12 protein-coding genes and 1 pseudogene are annotated in these 16,290 nt (G+C 68.2%); 7 read left to right on the top strand and 6 right to left on the bottom strand.

The genetic code is table 11. The features are described 5' to 3' along the window. Window positions 1–24: 24 nt before the first annotated feature. Entirely contained in the window at window positions 25–972 is a 948-nt protein-coding gene (locus KY661_RS19025) for a methyltransferase domain-containing protein (protein ID WP_225411546.1), read from the bottom strand. Window positions 973–1,043: 71 nt separating this feature from the next. Continuing rightward, window positions 1,044–3,077: a M3 family metallopeptidase gene (locus KY661_RS19020; RefSeq protein ID WP_263437179.1), complete on the bottom strand. Its 2,034-nt coding sequence runs from the start codon at window positions 3,075–3,077 to the stop codon at window positions 1,044–1,046. Here KY661_RS19020 and KY661_RS37735 point away from each other — a divergent pair. Next, window positions 2,959–3,267 (top strand): annotated as a pseudogene (locus KY661_RS37735) (hypothetical protein); the annotation flags it as partial. The gene KY661_RS19020 and the pseudogene KY661_RS37735 overlap by 119 nt on opposite strands. Here KY661_RS37735 and KY661_RS19015 read toward each other — a convergent pair. Further along, on the bottom strand, window positions 3,203–3,925 hold the full coding sequence (locus tag KY661_RS19015) for a YebC/PmpR family DNA-binding transcriptional regulator (RefSeq protein ID WP_225411544.1): 723 nt from the start codon (window positions 3,923–3,925) through the stop codon (window positions 3,203–3,205). The pseudogene KY661_RS37735 and the gene KY661_RS19015 sit on opposite strands and share 65 nt — an antisense overlap. A 108-nt stretch (window positions 3,926–4,033) precedes the next feature. Here KY661_RS19015 and KY661_RS19010 point away from each other — a divergent pair, with 108 nt between their 5' ends. After that, window positions 4,034–6,163, top strand: a complete 2,130-nt coding sequence (locus tag KY661_RS19010; RefSeq protein WP_225411543.1) for a prolyl oligopeptidase family serine peptidase — start codon at window positions 4,034–4,036, stop codon at window positions 6,161–6,163. 6 nt (window positions 6,164–6,169) lie between these two features. Next, window positions 6,170–6,952: a sugar nucleotide-binding protein gene (locus KY661_RS19005; protein ID WP_225411542.1), complete on the top strand. Its 783-nt coding sequence runs from the start codon at window positions 6,170–6,172 to the stop codon at window positions 6,950–6,952. A 15-nt stretch (window positions 6,953–6,967) separates the two neighbouring features. Here KY661_RS19005 and KY661_RS19000 read toward each other — a convergent pair whose 3' ends face one another. After that, window positions 6,968–8,299: a ricin-type beta-trefoil lectin domain protein gene (locus KY661_RS19000; protein WP_225411541.1), complete on the bottom strand. Its 1,332-nt coding sequence runs from the start codon at window positions 8,297–8,299 to the stop codon at window positions 6,968–6,970. A gap of 84 nt (window positions 8,300–8,383) precedes the next feature. Then, the gene (locus KY661_RS18995) at window positions 8,384–9,562 is read right to left on the bottom strand and encodes a DUF3616 domain-containing protein (protein ID WP_225411540.1); all 1,179 of its coding nucleotides are present in this window, start codon (window positions 9,560–9,562) and stop codon (window positions 8,384–8,386) included. 483 nt (window positions 9,563–10,045) lie between these two features. Here KY661_RS18995 and KY661_RS18990 point away from each other — a divergent pair, with 483 nt between their 5' ends. Next, on the top strand, window positions 10,046–10,876 hold the full coding sequence (locus tag KY661_RS18990) for a helix-turn-helix transcriptional regulator (RefSeq protein ID WP_225411539.1): 831 nt from the start codon (window positions 10,046–10,048) through the stop codon (window positions 10,874–10,876). A gap of 6 nt (window positions 10,877–10,882) precedes the next feature. Here KY661_RS18990 and KY661_RS18985 read toward each other — a convergent pair whose 3' ends face one another. Beyond that, window positions 10,883–11,716, bottom strand: a complete 834-nt coding sequence (locus KY661_RS18985; protein WP_225411538.1) for a L,D-transpeptidase family protein — start codon at window positions 11,714–11,716, stop codon at window positions 10,883–10,885. Between the two features lie 111 nt (window positions 11,717–11,827). Between KY661_RS18985 and KY661_RS18980 the strand changes: the two genes are divergently transcribed. The 3 genes from KY661_RS18980 (at window position 11,828) to KY661_RS18970 (ending at window position 16,285) form a co-directional block, all read left to right on the top strand. Then, on the top strand, window positions 11,828–12,055 hold the full coding sequence (locus tag KY661_RS18980; RefSeq protein ID WP_225411537.1) for a hypothetical protein: 228 nt from the start codon (window positions 11,828–11,830) through the stop codon (window positions 12,053–12,055). 454 nt (window positions 12,056–12,509) lie between these two features. Next, on the top strand, window positions 12,510–15,290 hold the full coding sequence (locus KY661_RS18975; RefSeq protein WP_225411667.1) for a serine/threonine-protein kinase: 2,781 nt from the start codon (window positions 12,510–12,512) through the stop codon (window positions 15,288–15,290). Continuing rightward, window positions 15,287–16,285 carry a hypothetical protein gene (locus KY661_RS18970; protein WP_225411536.1) on the top strand — a complete coding sequence of 333 codons (999 nt, stop codon included), beginning with the start codon at window positions 15,287–15,289 and terminating at the stop codon, window positions 16,283–16,285. The genes KY661_RS18975 and KY661_RS18970 overlap by 4 nt, the downstream gene beginning before the upstream one ends. Window positions 16,286–16,290: the final 5 nt, after the last annotated feature.

Here is a 16,290-nt window from a genome sequence, read left to right as displayed (position 1 = left end):
GGACCGGTGGGCAGGAAGGGCAGATCAACTGCGTTTCAAGACACAGCTTCTTCCCCCGGTGCGCAGGTTGATCGCCGGCAGGCGCGACAGGGCCACCTCGAAGCCCGCGGCCTCGGCCTCCGCGCGCGAGAACGGAATGGGGAACATGACGTTCTCCAGCACCACGAGGCCCCCCGGGGCCGTCAGCTCGTGGAAGCGCCGCAGGACAGCAGGCGAGTTGTTCCGCGCATCCGAGTCCGGCTCTCCCCGGGCGCACGAGCTCGACTCGAACACCGCGGTGGCCACGATGAGCTCGAAGGGCCCCGGCAGCGCCGTGAGCAGGAAGTCGCCGGTGATGATGCGGGGGTGTTCGATTTGGGGCCCGAGATCAATCCCGAAGGCATCCGCCCCCAGCCGGAGCAGCTCCAGGAGCAGGCCTCCCTCCTGAGGTCCGACTTCGAGCACCTTGCGGCCTTGAAGGGAGCCCAGCAGGGCCTCCACACGGTTGAGCGCCTGGACCTGCAGAACATGCAGGGAGCCGCCGAGCCGGGCCTTCAGGGCAGGCAGCCGCGCGAGCCACACGGCCGCCTCCTCGGCGATGGCGTTCAGCTCGGCCACCAGCGCGCGGGCCGCCGGGATGCTGCCCTCCGGGGAGGCCTGAAGGGCCTGGAGGTGGGTGCCTGCCCAGCCGCTGTCGAGCAGGGCCTGCGCGAGCGGCTGGTGAAAGCGGGCATCGTCCGGGAAGACGGCCGTGAACTCCTGAAGGTGGAGCGGGAGCCACTTCGACCACTTGGGGTCTTCGTGGTGCGCGGTGAGCGCGGCGCGGGCCGCGGGGCTGCCCGCCGCGTGGACCGCCAGCTCCGTCAGCGCGCTGGCCGGGTTGGGCGCGTCGAGCAGGGCCTCCAGCAGCGCGTCCCGTGCCGCCGTCTGCCCCTCGGCGAGCGCCTGGAGAGACTGCCAAAGCTTCGCGTGCTGTCCGGACGTGTCCGTCATGTGCGCTCCCGCGCCTCGGGCCCTTCGAGGCTGTCCGCCGCCCCCGAGGGCCGGGGGCGGCAACAGGGTTCTTACTTCGAGGGGCCACCGTCCAGGAAGGCGCGGTAGGCCTCGAAGCTGTAGGGCCGGCCGAGGAAGTCCTTCACCAGCTCGGCGGCGGGCTTGGCGCCACCGGGCTCCAGCACCGCGCGGCGGTACTTCATCGCCGTGTCCGTGTGGAGGTAGCCCTTCTTCTGGAACTCCGTCTCCAGGTCCTTCGCGATGACCGAGGACCAGAGGTAGGTGTAGTAGGCGGCCGAGTAGCCATCCAGGTGGCCGAAGGCGAGCTCGAAGTGGGTGCCCTCGCGGTACTCATGCCGGAAGGGGCTGAGCTGCTTCTGGAGCTCCGCCATCACCGCCGTGGTGTCGAAGCCCGGCGCGCGCGAGTAGTACTGGAGGCTCACGGCGGACAGGAACAGCTGGCGCCGGGCCCACAGCCCCTGGCCGAACTCCTTCGAGGCCCGGAGCTTCTCCACCAGCTCCGCGGGAATGGGCTCGTTCGTCTGGAAGTGGCGGGCGAACTCCTTCATCACCTCGGGCTGCTTGGCCCACTGCTGGAGCAGCATGGAGGGCGTCTCCACGAAGTCCCACTCCGTCCGGATGCCGCTGATGCCGCTCCAGCGCTGGTGGCCCGAGAAGATGGCGTGCATCAGGTGCCCGAACTCGTGGAAGAACGTCTCCACCTCGTCGTGCGTCATCAGCTCGCCGGGGCGCGCGAAGTTGCACACCAGCACGCCCTCCGGCAGCCGCTTGCCGGCCTGGCCCGCCATGAGATCGAACTGCGCCGCGTGCTTGTACTTGTCATCCCGCGGGTGCATGTCCAGGTAGATGCGGCCCAGGGGCGTGCTGCCCTCCACCACGTCATACGCCTCCACCTCGGGGTGCCACAGCCGCGCATCCTTCACGGGCTGGAAGGTGACGCCCCACAGCCGCGAGGTGATGCCCATCACCCCGTCCTTCATGCGCGCGTACTCGAGGTAGGGGCGCACGGCCTGGGAGTCGAAGCCGAAGCGCTCCGCGCGCAGCCGGTCCTCGTAGTGGTCCTGTTCCCACGGCTCCACGGTGGTGGCGCCCTTCACGTCCTTCTTCTTGCGCTCCACCAGGTCCGCCATCTCACGCTGGGCGCGGGCCGCGGTGACGCCCGAGAGCTCCTCGATGAAGCCGGAGGCCACCTGTGGCGTGCGCGTCATCCGCGTCTCGGTGTTGTAGGCCGCCCAGCTCGCGTACCCCAGGAGCGTCGCCAGCTCGTGCCGCTTGGCGATGAGCTGCGCGAGCACCGCCTGGTTCTTGGGGTAGGCCCGCTGCCGGTACGTGCGCCACAGCTTCTCGCGCGTCTTGGCGTTCTTGGCGTACGTCATGAGCGGGAAGTAGTCCGGGTAGTTGGTGGTGATGACCACCTTGCCGTCCTTGCCCGGCGCGTGCGCCTGCAGGTAGTCGGCCGGCATGCCCTCCAGCTCCTTGGGCGTGAACGCGACGGTGCGCACGTCCTCGGAGATGTTCCTTCCGAACTCCTGGCCGAGCTTGAGGATCTCCTCGTTGAGCGCCTTCACCTTCGACCGGGTGGCCTCGTCCCGGTCCACGCCCGCGCGGCGGAAGTCGAGCAGCGTGCGCTGCATCCAGTAGCGCGTGGCGTCATCCTCGCGCGCCAGGTCCACCGCGGCCAGGGCGTCATAGACGCCGCGATCCTGGGAAATCTCCACGTTGGCGGCGTCCACCTGCTGCTCGCACGCGCGCGCCGCGTCCCGCATGGCCGCGTCCGGGTGCACCTCGCGGGCGAGGCTGGAGCGGCTGGCGGCGTTGATGAGCGAGGCCGTGGCCTCGTCATACGCGGCGAGCACGGCGGCGCCCTGGGCCTTCACGTCGAGCTTCTTGAGCGAGGCCACCTGGCCGTGCGCCCGCTCGATGTCCGCGGTGCAGGCGGCGGTGAAGGCGGCGGGGGTGCCCGTGAGCAGCTCCGAGCCATTCGGGGGAGGCAGGGGCTGCTTCGCCGCCTCGGGCGCCTGGGGGGCCTGGGAGGCCGCCTGCGAGGCGGGAGCGGCGGGGGCACGGGCAGTGGAGCAGCCCATCACGGCCAGCGTGGCCGACAGGGCGAAACGGGAGAGTCTCACGAAAGTCCTCCGGGAAGCGTCAAGGCGGGCCTGTCATGCCACATCCTGGCCCGCTTGGCCTGCCTCCCGGAGTCTTCCAAACCTCACGCGAGGTTGTGGAACACCTTCTGCACGTCCTCGTCCTGCTCGAGCGCGTCCACCACCTTGAGGACGTCGTTGGCCTTGTCCTCGGGCAGCTCCACGGGGTTCAGGGCGATGTACTCGGACTCGGCGGAGATGACCTTGAGGCCGCGCTCCTCGATGGCCGTCTGGAGCTGGCCGAAGTCATTGAAGGCGCAGCGGATGATGATCTGCTTCTCGCCCTTCTCGCCGGTGCCCTCGCCCATCTCCTGGAGCCCGTGGTCGATGAGATCCAGCTCCAGCGCGTCGAGATCCAACCCCTCGGGGGCCAGCCGGAAGACGCCCATGCGCTGGAAGAGGTAGCCCACGCTGCCGGTGGTGCCCAGGTTGCCGCCCCCGTCCTTGAGGTGCATGCGGACGTTGGCCACGGTGCGCACGACGTTGTCGGTGGCGGTCTCCACGAGCACCGCGATGCCGTGGGGCCCGTAGCCTTCGTAGAGGACGACCTCGTAGTCCTTCGTGTCCTCGCCGCTGGCGCGCTTGATGGCCGCTTCGATCTTGTCCTTCGGCATGTTGCCGACGCGGGCGTTCTGCAGGGCGCGGCGGAGGGCCGGGTTGTGGTCCGGGCTGGTGCCTCCCGACTTGACGGCGATGGCGATGTCCTTGCTGATCCGCGTGAACAGCTTCGCCATCTTGTTCCAGCGGGCGAACATCGTCGTCTTGCGTGTTTCGAAGATTCGTCCCATGACCAGTGCTGGGGTGGAGGGGTGTGGCGCGAAGAATGGCCAGGCCGGCCTGCATTCCGCAAGCACGGGGTTTCGGCATAAGTTCGCCGCTCCACCTTGGGAGTTCTCTTGCGTCATTCCATCCTCTCCGCCGCGCTCGCGGCATGGCTCGGTGCTGGCCCGGTGGCCGTGGCCGCGGACGAAGACCCGTATCTCTGGCTCGAGGACGTCGAGGGGGCGCGCGCCCTGGACCAGGTGCGCCAGTGGAACGCCGCCACCGCCGCGATTCTCGAGAAGGCACCGGATTTCGAGACGTACCGGACGCGCGGCGCGGCCCTGCTCAACGACCAGGCGCGGATCGCCTCTCCGGACGCCGTCCAGAATGACCGCGTCGCCAACTTCTGGCAGGACGCGGACCACGTGCGCGGCCTGTGGCGCGTGGCGGGCCTCGACGGCTTCATCGCGGGCAAGCCCGAGTGGCGCACGCTGATCGATCTCGACGCGCTGGCGAAGCGCGAGGGCAAGAACTGGGTGTGGAAGGGCGCCCTCTGCCTGCGGCCCGCCTATGAGCGCTGCCTCATCGCCCTGTCGGAAGGGGGCAAGGACGCGCACCTCTGGCGCGAGTTCGACACGGTGTCCGGCCAGTTCGTCCCGCAGGGGTTCGAGACGCCGGTGGCCAAGAACAACGTGAGCTGGCTCGACCGGGACACGCTGCTCATCCGCTCCGACTACGGCCCGGGCACGCTCACCCAGGCCGGCTACGGACGGCAGGTGCGGCGGTGGAAGCGGGGCACGCCGCTGGCCGAGGCCCCGGCCGTTTTCGAGGTGGAGCCCACCGACGTGTCGGTCTGGTCCATGACGGACATCGAGGAGGGAAACACCTATCCGCTGATCCAGCGCGACCTCTCCTCCTGGAAGTCACAGGTCTACCACCTGGCGCCCGATGGAAAGCGGGTGCGCTCGCCGTTGCCCGACCATGCCGAGGTGGAGGGCGTGCTCGACGGCCGGGTGATCGCGCGCCTCTTCGGCCCCTGGAAGCAGGGTGGGAAGACCTACAAGGAGGGCTCGCTGGTGGCGTACGCCATCGCGCCGCTGCTGGAGGGCAAGACGCCTGGCATCGAGACCGTCTACCAGCCCTCCGCCCGGGAGGCGGTCGAAGAGGTGGGGCTGGGCAAGCAGGTGCTCTATGTGAAGCTGCTCGACAATGTCGCGGGCAAGCTCGTGACGGTGACCCGGAGTGCCCAGGGGCGCTGGACGCCGAAGCCGGTGCCACTTGCGCCCCGCAGCGTCATCCAGTTGATCTCCGTGGGAGGCCCTTCCGACACGGCCTTCGTCTCGGTCGAGGGGCTGACGGCGCCCGAGTCCCTGTTCGCCATCACCCCGGGGGCCCAGCCGGTGCAGGTGGCGGCGCTCCCGGCCCGCTTCGATGCCTCCAAGATGGAGGTCAGCCAGCGCTTCGCGAAGTCCAAGGATGGCACGCGCGTGCCGTACTTCCTCGTCCGGCCCAAGGGCGTGAAGGGCCCCGTGCCCACGCTGATGCATGCCTATGGCGGCTTCCGCGTGGCGACCCACCCCACCTACCTGTCGAAGAACCCGCTGCGCCTGGGGCCCCTGGCGCAGTTCTGGGTCGAGGAGGGCAATGCCTTCGTGCTTGCCAACATCCGCGGGGGCGGGGAGTTCGGCCCGAAGTGGCATGAGAGCGCGCTCAAGGCCCACCGCCAGCGCGCCTTTGACGACTTCCACGCCATCGCCGAGGACCTGCTCCGCGCGGGCATCACGAAGAAGGGGGGGCTCGGCATCTCGGGCCGCTCGAACGGAGGCCTGCTCGTGGGGGCCGCCTACACGCAGCGGCCCGAGCTCTACTCGGCGGTGCTGATGGGGGTGCCCCTGGCGGACATGAAGCGCTACAGCCACCTGCTCGCCGGGGCCTCGTGGATGGGCGAGTACGGCGACCCGGACAAGCCCGAGGAGTGGGCGTTCCTCTCGAAGTACTCGCCCTACCAGAACCTGAAGAAGGGCGCGCCGTACCCCAAGGTGATGTTCTACACCTCGACGAAGGATGACCGCGTCCACCCGGCGCATGCCCGGAAGATGGCCGCGCGCATGGCCGAGTTCGGCTACCCCTTCTACTATTACGAGAACATCGACGGAGGGCACGCCGGCTCGGCCAATCACAACGAGGAGGCCTACCGGGCCGCGTTGATGCTGGTCTACCTCAACCGGGAGCTGCGCGGCATCGGCGCGCCCGTGGCGCCGTAGGCTCAGATGAAGGCCATCGTCACAGGAGCCACCGGAACGATCGGCGCCAGGCTGTGCGAGCAGTTGCGGAGCCAGGGCGCCACGGTGGTGCCCTGGGACCGGCGCAGGGTCCCCATCGACGACTACGGGGCCATGGAGCGGTTCGTGCGCGAGGTGGCGCCGGACGTGCTGTTCCACCTGGGCGCGGTCTCCCAGCCCTCGGACTGGTCCCCCGCGGCCTGGGGGAGCAACTACGAGTGGGCCAGCGAGCTGGCGTGGCTCACCCGGACGCTGGGCGTGCGCTTCCTGTTCGCCAGCACGTCCATGGTGTTCTCGGGGGAGGCCCCAGGGCCCTTCACGCGGGACTCACGGCCGGATGCCTCGGAGGGCTACGGGGGCGCGAAGCGGCAGGCCGAGGAGCGCGTCCTCCACCAGAACCCCGAGGCGCGGGTGGTGCGGTTGGGGTGGCAGATTGGCGAGCAGCCCACCGGCAACAACATGGTGGCCTTCCTGGAGGCGCGGATGCGCGAGGAGGGCCGCATCGAGGCCAGCACGCGCTGGTACCCCGCCTGCGTCATGCTGGAGGACACGGCGCGGTTGCTCCCGGCGCTCGCCTGGGCGGAGCCGGGAGTCTTCATGCTCGATGCGAACGAGCGGTGGTCCTTCCATGACATCGCCCTCGCGCTGAATGCCCGGCACGGAGGGCGGTGGCACGTGGTGGCCACGGAGCACCCCGTGTTGGATCAGCGCATGAGGGATGACCGGGTGGCCGTTGCCTCGCTGAAGCAACGGCTGCCGGGGCTGCCCTGAGCCCTGGAGCGCGGGTTACCGGCCCTGGGCGGTGGCCATTTCATTCGCCCACTGCCAGGGGGCCGCCGTGCCGCCCGGCAGGGAGTTGAAGTACTCCCAACCCGCCACGCCGCCGAACTCCTGGCGCTGGCTGATCAGGCTCTGCACCGTGGACTTCACGGTGTTGATGTCGACGAAGCCCGAGCCCCCGTTGCCCGGGTTGCTCAGCGTGCCGGCCACCACCTTCTGCACGGGAATGACACCGCGCGCGGCAATGGCATTGTAGTTGGTGGTGTTCCCCATGTAGCCCCAGCCATTGTAGAACTGGGCGTTGAACCAGGCGATGTCCGCTCCGGCATTCCGGTAGAGCTGCTCGTAGTTGAAGCCCGAGAGGTTTCCGCCGCCGTACAGCGCCGTGGCCACCGGGGCGAGCGTGATGACGAAGTCGGGCCCGAAGTCCGCGCGCAACCTGCGAATCACCCGCTCGATGCCGGCCAGGGACATGTACTCCTCGACGTCGAGGTCCACGCCGTCCAGCCTGTAGGTGGTGATGATGTTCTTCAGGAGCGGGTAGTACGTATCGAACTGGGTATCCAGCCGCTGGAAGCTTCCCTGCGCGGCGCCGCCAATCATCCCCAGGACGCGGACACCCCGGCCCTGCATCGTGGCCAGCTCCGACCACATCTGCGTGTACCGGCTGTGGCTGGGCGGGTGGTCGTTCAGGTGGACGATCAGATTGGAATTGAGGTGGAACGCGCCCACGATGACGTCACTGACGCGCGTGTTGTTCGTGGTCATCGCCAGGGGCGACACGTACTGGGTGCCGTTGTACTGGGTCTGGTAGTAGACGACGATGCGCTTGTGCGTCACCTGGTGGGCGGGGGGGGACCACTTCTGCTGGACGACGCCCACGCAGTCCCAGAGTTGGAGCCGGGTGCCGCTGGCGCTGCCCCCGCCGCTGATGTCCAGGCACTTGTTGGCCTGGGGGTTCACCAGGTCCTTGCCCGAGGTGTAGATCCACTGCTGGGCCTTGCTGCCGTTGCAATCCCAGAGCTGCACGGGGGTGCCGTTGGTGGTGCCGCCTCCTGAGACATCCAGGCACTTGCCCAGGGCCCGGATGCTTCCGTCCGCGGCGAAGGTCCACCGCTGGGCGGTGCTGTTGTTGCAGTCGTAGATCTGGATGGCGGTGCCGTTGGCCGTCCCGGCGTTGTCCACGTCGACGCACTTGCCACCGTTGCCGGTGATGGGGCCCGTGGCGCTGGGCGCCGCGAAGGCGGGCAGGGCGAAGGCCGTGACCGAGACGGCCGCCGCGGTGAGGCTGGCGGCGGCAAGACGCTGCCGGAGGGAAGTGGAGAGGAGTGTTTTCATGAAACAAGACACTCAACATGGACAAACGCCAGTGTCAAAGCTTTTTCTGGTTATTCCGGTATCTCACTTCTCCCTGTGATGGGCTTAGAAGTCCAACCGGAAGATGTCCGCGAAGACGCCACAGGGACCGTAGCGGCGCGCGGGGTCCGGGTCGTCGTAGACGACGAGCACGCTGTCGGACTCATCGAAGTAGCTGAAGTTGGCCACCCCTTCCGCATGGTCCCGCTTGCCGGACTGCGGAATGTCGAAGACCGGCTCCAGGACGCCCTTCTCCTGCTTCAGCAGGCTGTGGCCCTGGAGCGACTGGTACTTGTGAAGCCGGAAGAGGCGGATGGGGGCCTGCGTCGGCAGCGTGGGACCGGCGAGCACGAGCAGGTCCTCGCCGTGTACGCACAGCTCCCGGATGCCCAGCCCATCCAGGTCGAGGAAGTGCTTGGCGAAGCGCGCGCCGTGGCGGCCCGGCTTGGGCTCCAGGAGGCCGTTGCCGGCATCCGCCAGGCGCATGTCCAGTATGGCCGAGTAGCCGCGCAGCACGGGCCCGCGCAGGCCAAGGAACACCCGGTCCGTGTCCGTGACCACCAGCCCCTCGATGTCCAGGCCGTTGTCCTTGCTGGGAATGGCGAGCGTGCCGCCCTTGGGGCCAGGGCGGGCCAGGAAGGGGCCGAAGTGGGGATCGTCCCGCAGCAGCTCCATCAACAAGTTCTCCCCTGGCAGGGACGGAGGGGCGCGCGGGGCCGGAGGCTTCCGCGATGCGCCCTTCTTCGCCGGGGCCTGCTTCTGCCCCCGGGCGGGTTTCACCTGGGCGGCGGCGTGCGAGCGCTTCGCGGTGCCCCGGGTCTTCAGCTCCGCGGCGAGCTCTCCGGTCACGAAGGGGATCCGGGCGAGCATGAAGCGCTCGGGGGCATGCTCCACGGTGGCCAGCCGGTCGATGTCCTCCGCTACGCCCTTGCCCTTGGGCTTCTTGCGCTTGGCGCTGTGGCTTCCCACCAGCCAGAGGTAGTCCGCGTGGGCATCCAGCGCCTCGATGTCGATCTCCGCGTTCCGGTCCCCGGTGCCGAGGAAGTCCGCCACGTGGAAGCGCGTGTGGTGGCCGTAGACGCGGGCCTCGGAGGGCGTGAGCCGCTCCACGACGCCCGCCTCGTCCGCGGCCACCCAGAGGTTGCCGTCCGTGCTGCGCACGGCCGCCGACAGGTCCTCGGGGACCTCGGCCGCATTGGAGTCGAACTGGAGCAACAAACGCCCCAGGAGCTGGCCTGTTTGCATGAGTGTTTCCTTTTCGGTGCCGCCCGGCACGCGCCGGAACAATGGGGCGCTTCGCCACGAGGAGCCAGCGGACTGGCCCCATGTGTTGGGCGCCGAATCATCCAAACCGGCCCAGGCGCACGGGCGTCGAGGAATACCCCATTAGGGGTAGAGCGCACGGGCCGTTTCCAAGGGAATCTCCAAGCCCAGAAGGGGGCTTGATCTGCCAGAGACCCGGAAAGAATATGTGCCATGGCTCGGATCCCGGGACTGACGCGGCATGAGCAGTCACTCGTGTTCGACATGGCGGCAGGGCTCTCTGGCGCCATGGACCTCGCGGAGATGCATGCCGCCACGGAGAAGGCGCTCGCGGAGTTGTGCGGCGCGCAACACGTGGCCTTCTGCCTGATTCAGCCAGGAGAAGAGGGAGTTCAGTTCGAGTGGAAGTCGCACACCCTGGGACGGCTCCTCAAGGATTACGGGCAGTGGGCCCAGAATGACTTCGTGGGCCGTGCCGTCATGCGGCATCCCAACCAGGTCCTGAGTGACGAGGAGATGCTCTCAGGCCAGAAGCTGGAACAGACGGAGACCTATCAGCGCAGCCGGGAGTCGGGTGTCCTGCTACGGCGCACCGAGGCCGTGTATGTGACGTCCCGGAGGGGGCTGGGGCAAGGGGGCATCACGCTGTACCGTGAGCATTCGAAGCCCTTCTCCGCGAAGAGCCGCTACGTCCTTCAGAGACTCGTGCCGGGCTTTGCGGGGAGCTTCCAAAGCATCAGCCGGTTCTCCTCGCTGACCTTCAAGAATCTGATTCTGGAGGAGATCTCGGCACAGCCGGCCGCCTCGCTGGTCTTGAACGCCCGGGGCAAGGAGGTCCTGCGGACGAGAGCCGTCACTGCCATTCTGGAGCGGTGGTTTCCACGGTCTTCCCGCAGCCCTGCCGGGATTCCGCGGGAATGGGAAACGCGGCTTGCGACCTTGGTCAAGGGAGGCGGCCAGGTGGCTTCTGAACAGTTCTTGTGGCGCCAGGCCTCCCCGGAGCAGTCCTTGGAAGCGGTCTTCACGCCTCTGCCCATCAGCAATGGGAGCGCGCTGTGGGAGGTGCGAATCCGGGAGCGGCCGAATCAGGCCGTGTTGAAGGAGTCGTGGAGCAGGCGCCTGACGGCCCGGCAAGCCGAGGTTGCGAATTGCCTCCTGCAGGGATGCGAAGACAAGGAGATTGCCCAAGCGCTCCGATGTGCTCCGGGAACGGTGAAAAAACACCTGCAAGCCATCTACGACAAGCTGGAGGTGGAGGGAAGTAAGGACTTCATCTCCAAAGCCTTGAGGGATTGAGCTGCGTCACGCCACGCCCGAGGAGGTGTTCCCGGGTGGCGGTGCCCCCGGGGTGCCCAGGCGCGGATCCTTCACGGTGTCGACGACGGCGACCGCGTCCTTCAACTGGAGTGCGTCATACAGGGTGACGATGTCTGTGTTTCCATGGCGGATGCACCCGTGCGAGACGTCCTCGCCCAGCTTGTCGGGGGCATTGGTGCCGTGGAGCTCCTCTCCCGAACGGGAGCCATCCACCCACGACAGGTCGATGAGGCGGGGACCGTAGACGGGCCCGCCCCACAGCTTCTGGCCCAGGGCATAGGCCTCCGCCCGGCCCAGCTTGCCGCTGACCCGCTTCAGCCCCTTGTCCGTGGGGGAGGAGCCCGCGCCCACGGCATTGCCGAAGATGCCCTGCAACTGGCCCTGGGTATCGAAGAGGAAGGTGCGGTGCTCGTGCTTCACCACCACCACGCGCACCGGAATGCCATCGTAGCGGGGGACCGGAAGGTTCTGGGTCTGTCCCGTCTGCTGGGGGGCAGGGGCGAGCGCGTCCAGGGCTTGGAGCGTGGCGGCATCCACCACGCCGGTGGCCTTCACGGCGGGGTACGCGGACTGGGCATGTACCTGGAAGTTGCGCACCGCCTTGGCGGACTGTTTCCCGAAGGCCCCATCCGCGCCGCCCGGCAGGCTGAAGCCCATGGCCAGCAGGGCCTCTTGCAGAACCCGCACCGCGGTCCCCCGGGCCCCTGGGCCCATGGACCCCTTGCCCGAGAGCACGTCCACCAGGGCGGTCTGTCCCACGAAGCGCTTGTTGCGAAGGGCCAGGGCGGCGGGTGCAGGAGCAGAAGGGTCAGGGGACATGCGGTGCCTCGCGCGGGAAGAGGCCTGTCATCCCAGCACAGGCCGGGGCTGCGCGAGGGATTCCTGGAGCCCAGGGGAGAGCACCTGTATCCTCGTGGACAGGAGACCGCCGTGAGTTCCCTCATCATTCGATTGGTCTGTGGGCTGCTCTTCGTGGCCCTGGTGCTTGGAGTCGTGGCCCGTCCGCCGGCCAACTTCGCCCAGGGGCTCGGGATGCTCCTGCCCGGAGTCTTCCTGCTGAACTTCGCGCTCCGGGGGACGCGCCGCTCGCGCCTGCCCCGCAAGCGGGCGTCTACGTCCTCTGGGGCGCCGCCCTCCTCCGGTTCCGCGTCGCTCTGAACGGGTGTCTGGTGCTGATTCCTCTGCTGCGCCACAGGCGAGTGTCTCCTGTGCTCGGGCGGAGCCATGCTGTGCGCGACGCAAGAAGAGGCAACGCGGCGGCCTGCTTGCCTCCTTGCTCGTCGAGGCGTCTGGACAGAGTGGATTAATCCAGTCACTCAACCGTGCAGGCGTCCGGGCATTCGTTCGAAGGTGGAAAGTGCGATGCGATTCCGGGGTGGGAAGATGCTTGTGTATGTTATGAGCCGCAATTGTCTGTTGAATGATTGAGAAGTGGGGGCCGGATCTGGAAATGAACAGCGTTCTCGGAAGTGTCGCGGGAGTGTCTTCGCCGCATGAGCGGGAGGCTTCGGCTGTCCAGAAACGTCCGCAACCCGTCCGTGACACAGGCGCTGCTTCACGAGTGCGCACAGGGCACAACGTGGAGGCGCCCACGCCCGCTCCCGCCCCTGGGATGCGCATCCACCAGTACGAGCTCATCCGTCAGATCGGCGCGGGAGGCATGGGCACGGTCTTCCTTGCCCGCGACACGAAGCTGGGCCGCCGGGTGGCCATCAAGCTGCTGCAGACCCAGAATCCCGCCTTCACCCACCGGTTCATCCTCGAGGCGCGCGCCACCGCCCGCTGCAGCCACGAGAACATCGTGGTCATCTACGAGGTGGGCGAGTTCCAGGGCAGCCCCTTCATGGTGCTGGAGTTCCTCCAGGGCCAATCCCTGCAAAAGCTTGTCAACGGCGGCCAGCGGCTGCCCGCCTCCCGCGTGGTGGAACTGCTGGTTCCGGTTGTGCGCGCCCTGGAGTGCGCCCACGAGCAGGGCATCGTTCATCGAGACCTCAAGCCCGACAACATCCTCGTAACGGACTCGGGGGCCGTGAAGGTGCTCGACTTCGGCATCGCCAAGGTTCTCCATGGCCAGGAGGACTCCGCCGAGAAGCCGCGGGTGGCCCAGACGCTGACCCCCGAAGGCGTGGGCGTGGACCTCTCCAACCTCACGCAGAATGGCGCCCTCGTGGGCACGGTGCCGTACATGTCCCCGGAGCAGTGGGGCAACGGCGTCCCGGTGGACCTGCGCACCGACATCTGGGCGCTGGGCATCTTGCTCTTCCGGTTGCTGGCGGGCCGCCATCCCCTGGAGCCGCTGCGGGGCCCGCAGCTGGCCGTCACCGCGTTTCTCGATGAGCCCATGCCCCGGCTGCGCGATGTGGCGCCCGACGTGCCCGCCGCGCTGGCGGACGTGGTGGACCGCTGCTTGCGCAAGCGCAAGGAGGAGCGCTTCCCGGACGCGGCCTCGGTGCTGCGCGCCCTGGAGCCCTTTCTGCCGGGCCGCTACAGCCGCGAGGTGCGCATCGACGAGAGCGAGAGCCCCTACGCGGGCCTGAGCTCTTTCCAGGAGTCCAATGCCGCGCTCTTCTTTGGACGCTCGCGGGAGATTGGGGCCCTGGTGAGCCGCATCCGCGACCGGCCGCTCATGGCCGTCGTGGGGCCCTCGGGGGCGGGCAAGTCCTCCTTCGTGCGCGCCGGCCTGGTGCCGTTCCTCAAGCGCTCGGGGGATGCCTGGGAGTCTCTCGTGCTGCGGCCCGGGAGGGATCCGCTGGGGGCGCTGGCCAGCCTCGTGGCCCCGCTGATGAACTCCTCGGACTCGCTCGCGCAGGACCTCCAGGAGCACCAGCGGCTGGTGGCGCGCATGCGGGAGGAGCCTGGCATCGTCGGGACGGTGCTGCGTGGCCGGGCCCGCCGCGAGCGCAAGCGGCTGCTGCTCTTCATCGACCAGTTCGAGGAGCTCTACACGCAGGTGGCGGACCCCCGGGAGCGCCGGGCCTTCACCGCCTGCATCTCGGGCATCGCCGACGATGCGACCACCCCGATGCGTGTGGTGCTCTCCATCCGCTCGGACTTCCTGGACCGGGTGCACGAGGACGAGCGCTTCATGGGGGAGCTGAGCCAGGGGCTCTTCTTCCTCACGGCACCCAATGCAGAGGGGCTGCGCGACGCGCTGGTGCAGCCCGCGGAGATGGCGGGCTACCGCTTCGAGTCTCCCGAGATGATCCAGAGCATGCTGGAGCACCTGCACTCGACCGAGGGAGCGCTGCCGCTGCTCCAGTTCGCCGCCACCCAGCTCTGGGAGCAGCGGGACGTGTCGCGCAAGCTGCTCACCCAGCAGAGCTACATCGAGATGGGGGGCATCGCCGGCGCGCTCGCCAGCCACGCCGACAGCGTTCTGGACAAGATGAGCCCCTCGGCCCGCGTGCTCGTCCGGGCGCTGTTCCTGCGCCTGGTGACGCCGGAGCGGACGCGCGCCATTGTCTCGTTGGAGGAACTCCAGGAGCTGTCCCGGGACACCGTGGAGCTGCAAAGCCTGACGGATCAGCTCGTCCTGGCCCGGCTCCTGGTGATCCAGACGGGCAGCGGCGCCACGGGCGCCACGGTGGAGCTCGTCCACGAGTCGCTCATCCACCGCTGGCCCACGCTGCACCGCTGGCTGGAAGAGAACCAGGATGATTCGGCCTTCCTGGAGCAGCTTCGCACCGCGGCCCGCCAGTGGCATGCCAAGGGGCGGGACAGCGGCCTGCTGTGGCGCGGCGAGATGGTGGAGGAGGCGCAGCGCTTCCAGCGCCGCTACCGGGGGGAGCTGCCGCAGGTGCAGCTCGACTTCCTCTCGGCGGTCGTCTCCCAGGCGGTGCGGGCCAACCGCTGGAAGCGGGGGCTGATGATTGGCGTGCTGGTGTTCCTGAGCGCGCTCGTCGCCGCGTCCCTGGTGGCCCTGCTGGTCATCCGCGAGTCGAAACAGGAAGCCGAGCACCAGGCGCGGGAAGCGCGCCAGGCGGAGGCGGTGGCCCAGGAGAACCTGGCCGTCGCGGAGGCCCGGGAGAAGGCCCGTCTGGAGGCCCAGCGCAAGGAGGAGGAGGCCCGGCACCGGGCGGAGGAAGCCCGCCGGAAGGAAGAAGAGGCGCGGGCGCAGCTCGCGGCAGCGTATGGCGATCTCCAGCGCACGAACGGTGAGCTGGAGGGAGCGCTGCGCCGGGCCAAGTATGCGCAATGGCGTGCCCGGATCGCGATGAAGAGCTCCGACAAGAACGCGGATGCGGCGCGCCGGGCCGAGGATCGCGCCCTGCGCATGGCGAAGGATCTCCAGAAGAAGCTGCTGGAGGAGCAGGAGCGCATCCGGCGGATGGAGGGTCAGTTCGGCAAGGGCGGTCCCGTGCCTTCCCTGGAGCTGGGGCTGGACAACCCATGAGCGGGATGACGCGCGGCGGACAGCCCCGGTTTCTGGTCCTTCTTCTCTGCACGTCCCTCTGGGCGGTTCCCGCGCTGGCTCAGAAGCCCGCGCCGTCGCTGTCGAACCGGCCCGCGTGGGCTCAGAATGTCTCTCCCGCGCAGCAGAAGGCCGCCGCCGAGCTGCTGGAGCAGGGAAACAACCTCCTCAAGGACTCCATCTTCATCGAGGCGGAGAAGAAGTACGTCGAGGCGCTCAAGCACTGGAAGCACCCCGCCATCTACTACAACCTGGCGCTGGCGCTGCTCAACCTCGACCGTCCCGCCGAAGTCTATGAATACATGGTGGCCTCCACCCAATATGGGGACGCACCCCTGGGAGAAGAGCGATTCAAGCACGCGCGCAGGTACATCGAACGCGTGGAAAAGGAGAACGCGCGTGTGAGTATCTCATGCGCAAGCGGCGCGAACGCGGCGTTGAAACGGGAAGAGCAATTCCTGCCTATCAACTGCGAGCGTTTCAATCGATTGCTTCGGCCTGGAGCCTATACCATCAGCCTGACCCAGGATGGAACCCCGGTGCCAGATGCTGCCCTGGTTCTCGCTCCCGGTGAGCAGGTCCGCTACCGGCTGGGCATCGAGTCCCGGCGGAGATGGGCGGCCTGGACACCCTGGGCAGTCCTGGGCTCCGGTGTGGCGGTGGCAGTAGGCGGGCGGCTCATCCACGTGAAAGCCCGTGACGAGTTCCAGGCATTCGACTCGGGAGTTGATGCATGCGGTGGGTGCGTTCCGGATTCAACGTTGACCGGCATCCGCACACGCGCGCGCACCCTGCAGGCCGTCGCGGTGGGAACCTACGCCGTGGGAGGAGCTGCAGTCGTCACGGGAATGGCCTTGCTGTATGTCAACCGGCTTCAGCCACAGCTCCAACTCACTGCCTTGGAAGAGAAAGCGCTGACGGTAGTGCCCGTGGCGGCGGCAGGTGAAAATGGTCTCCTCATGTCCTACCGGTTTTGAGGTTT

Source organism: Allostigmatella hybrida (genome assembly GCF_020103775.1).
GTDB classification, from domain to species: Bacteria; Myxococcota; Myxococcia; order Myxococcales; family Myxococcaceae; genus Hyalangium; species Hyalangium aurantiaca.
This window is presented reverse-complemented; position numbering and strand designations above follow the sequence as displayed.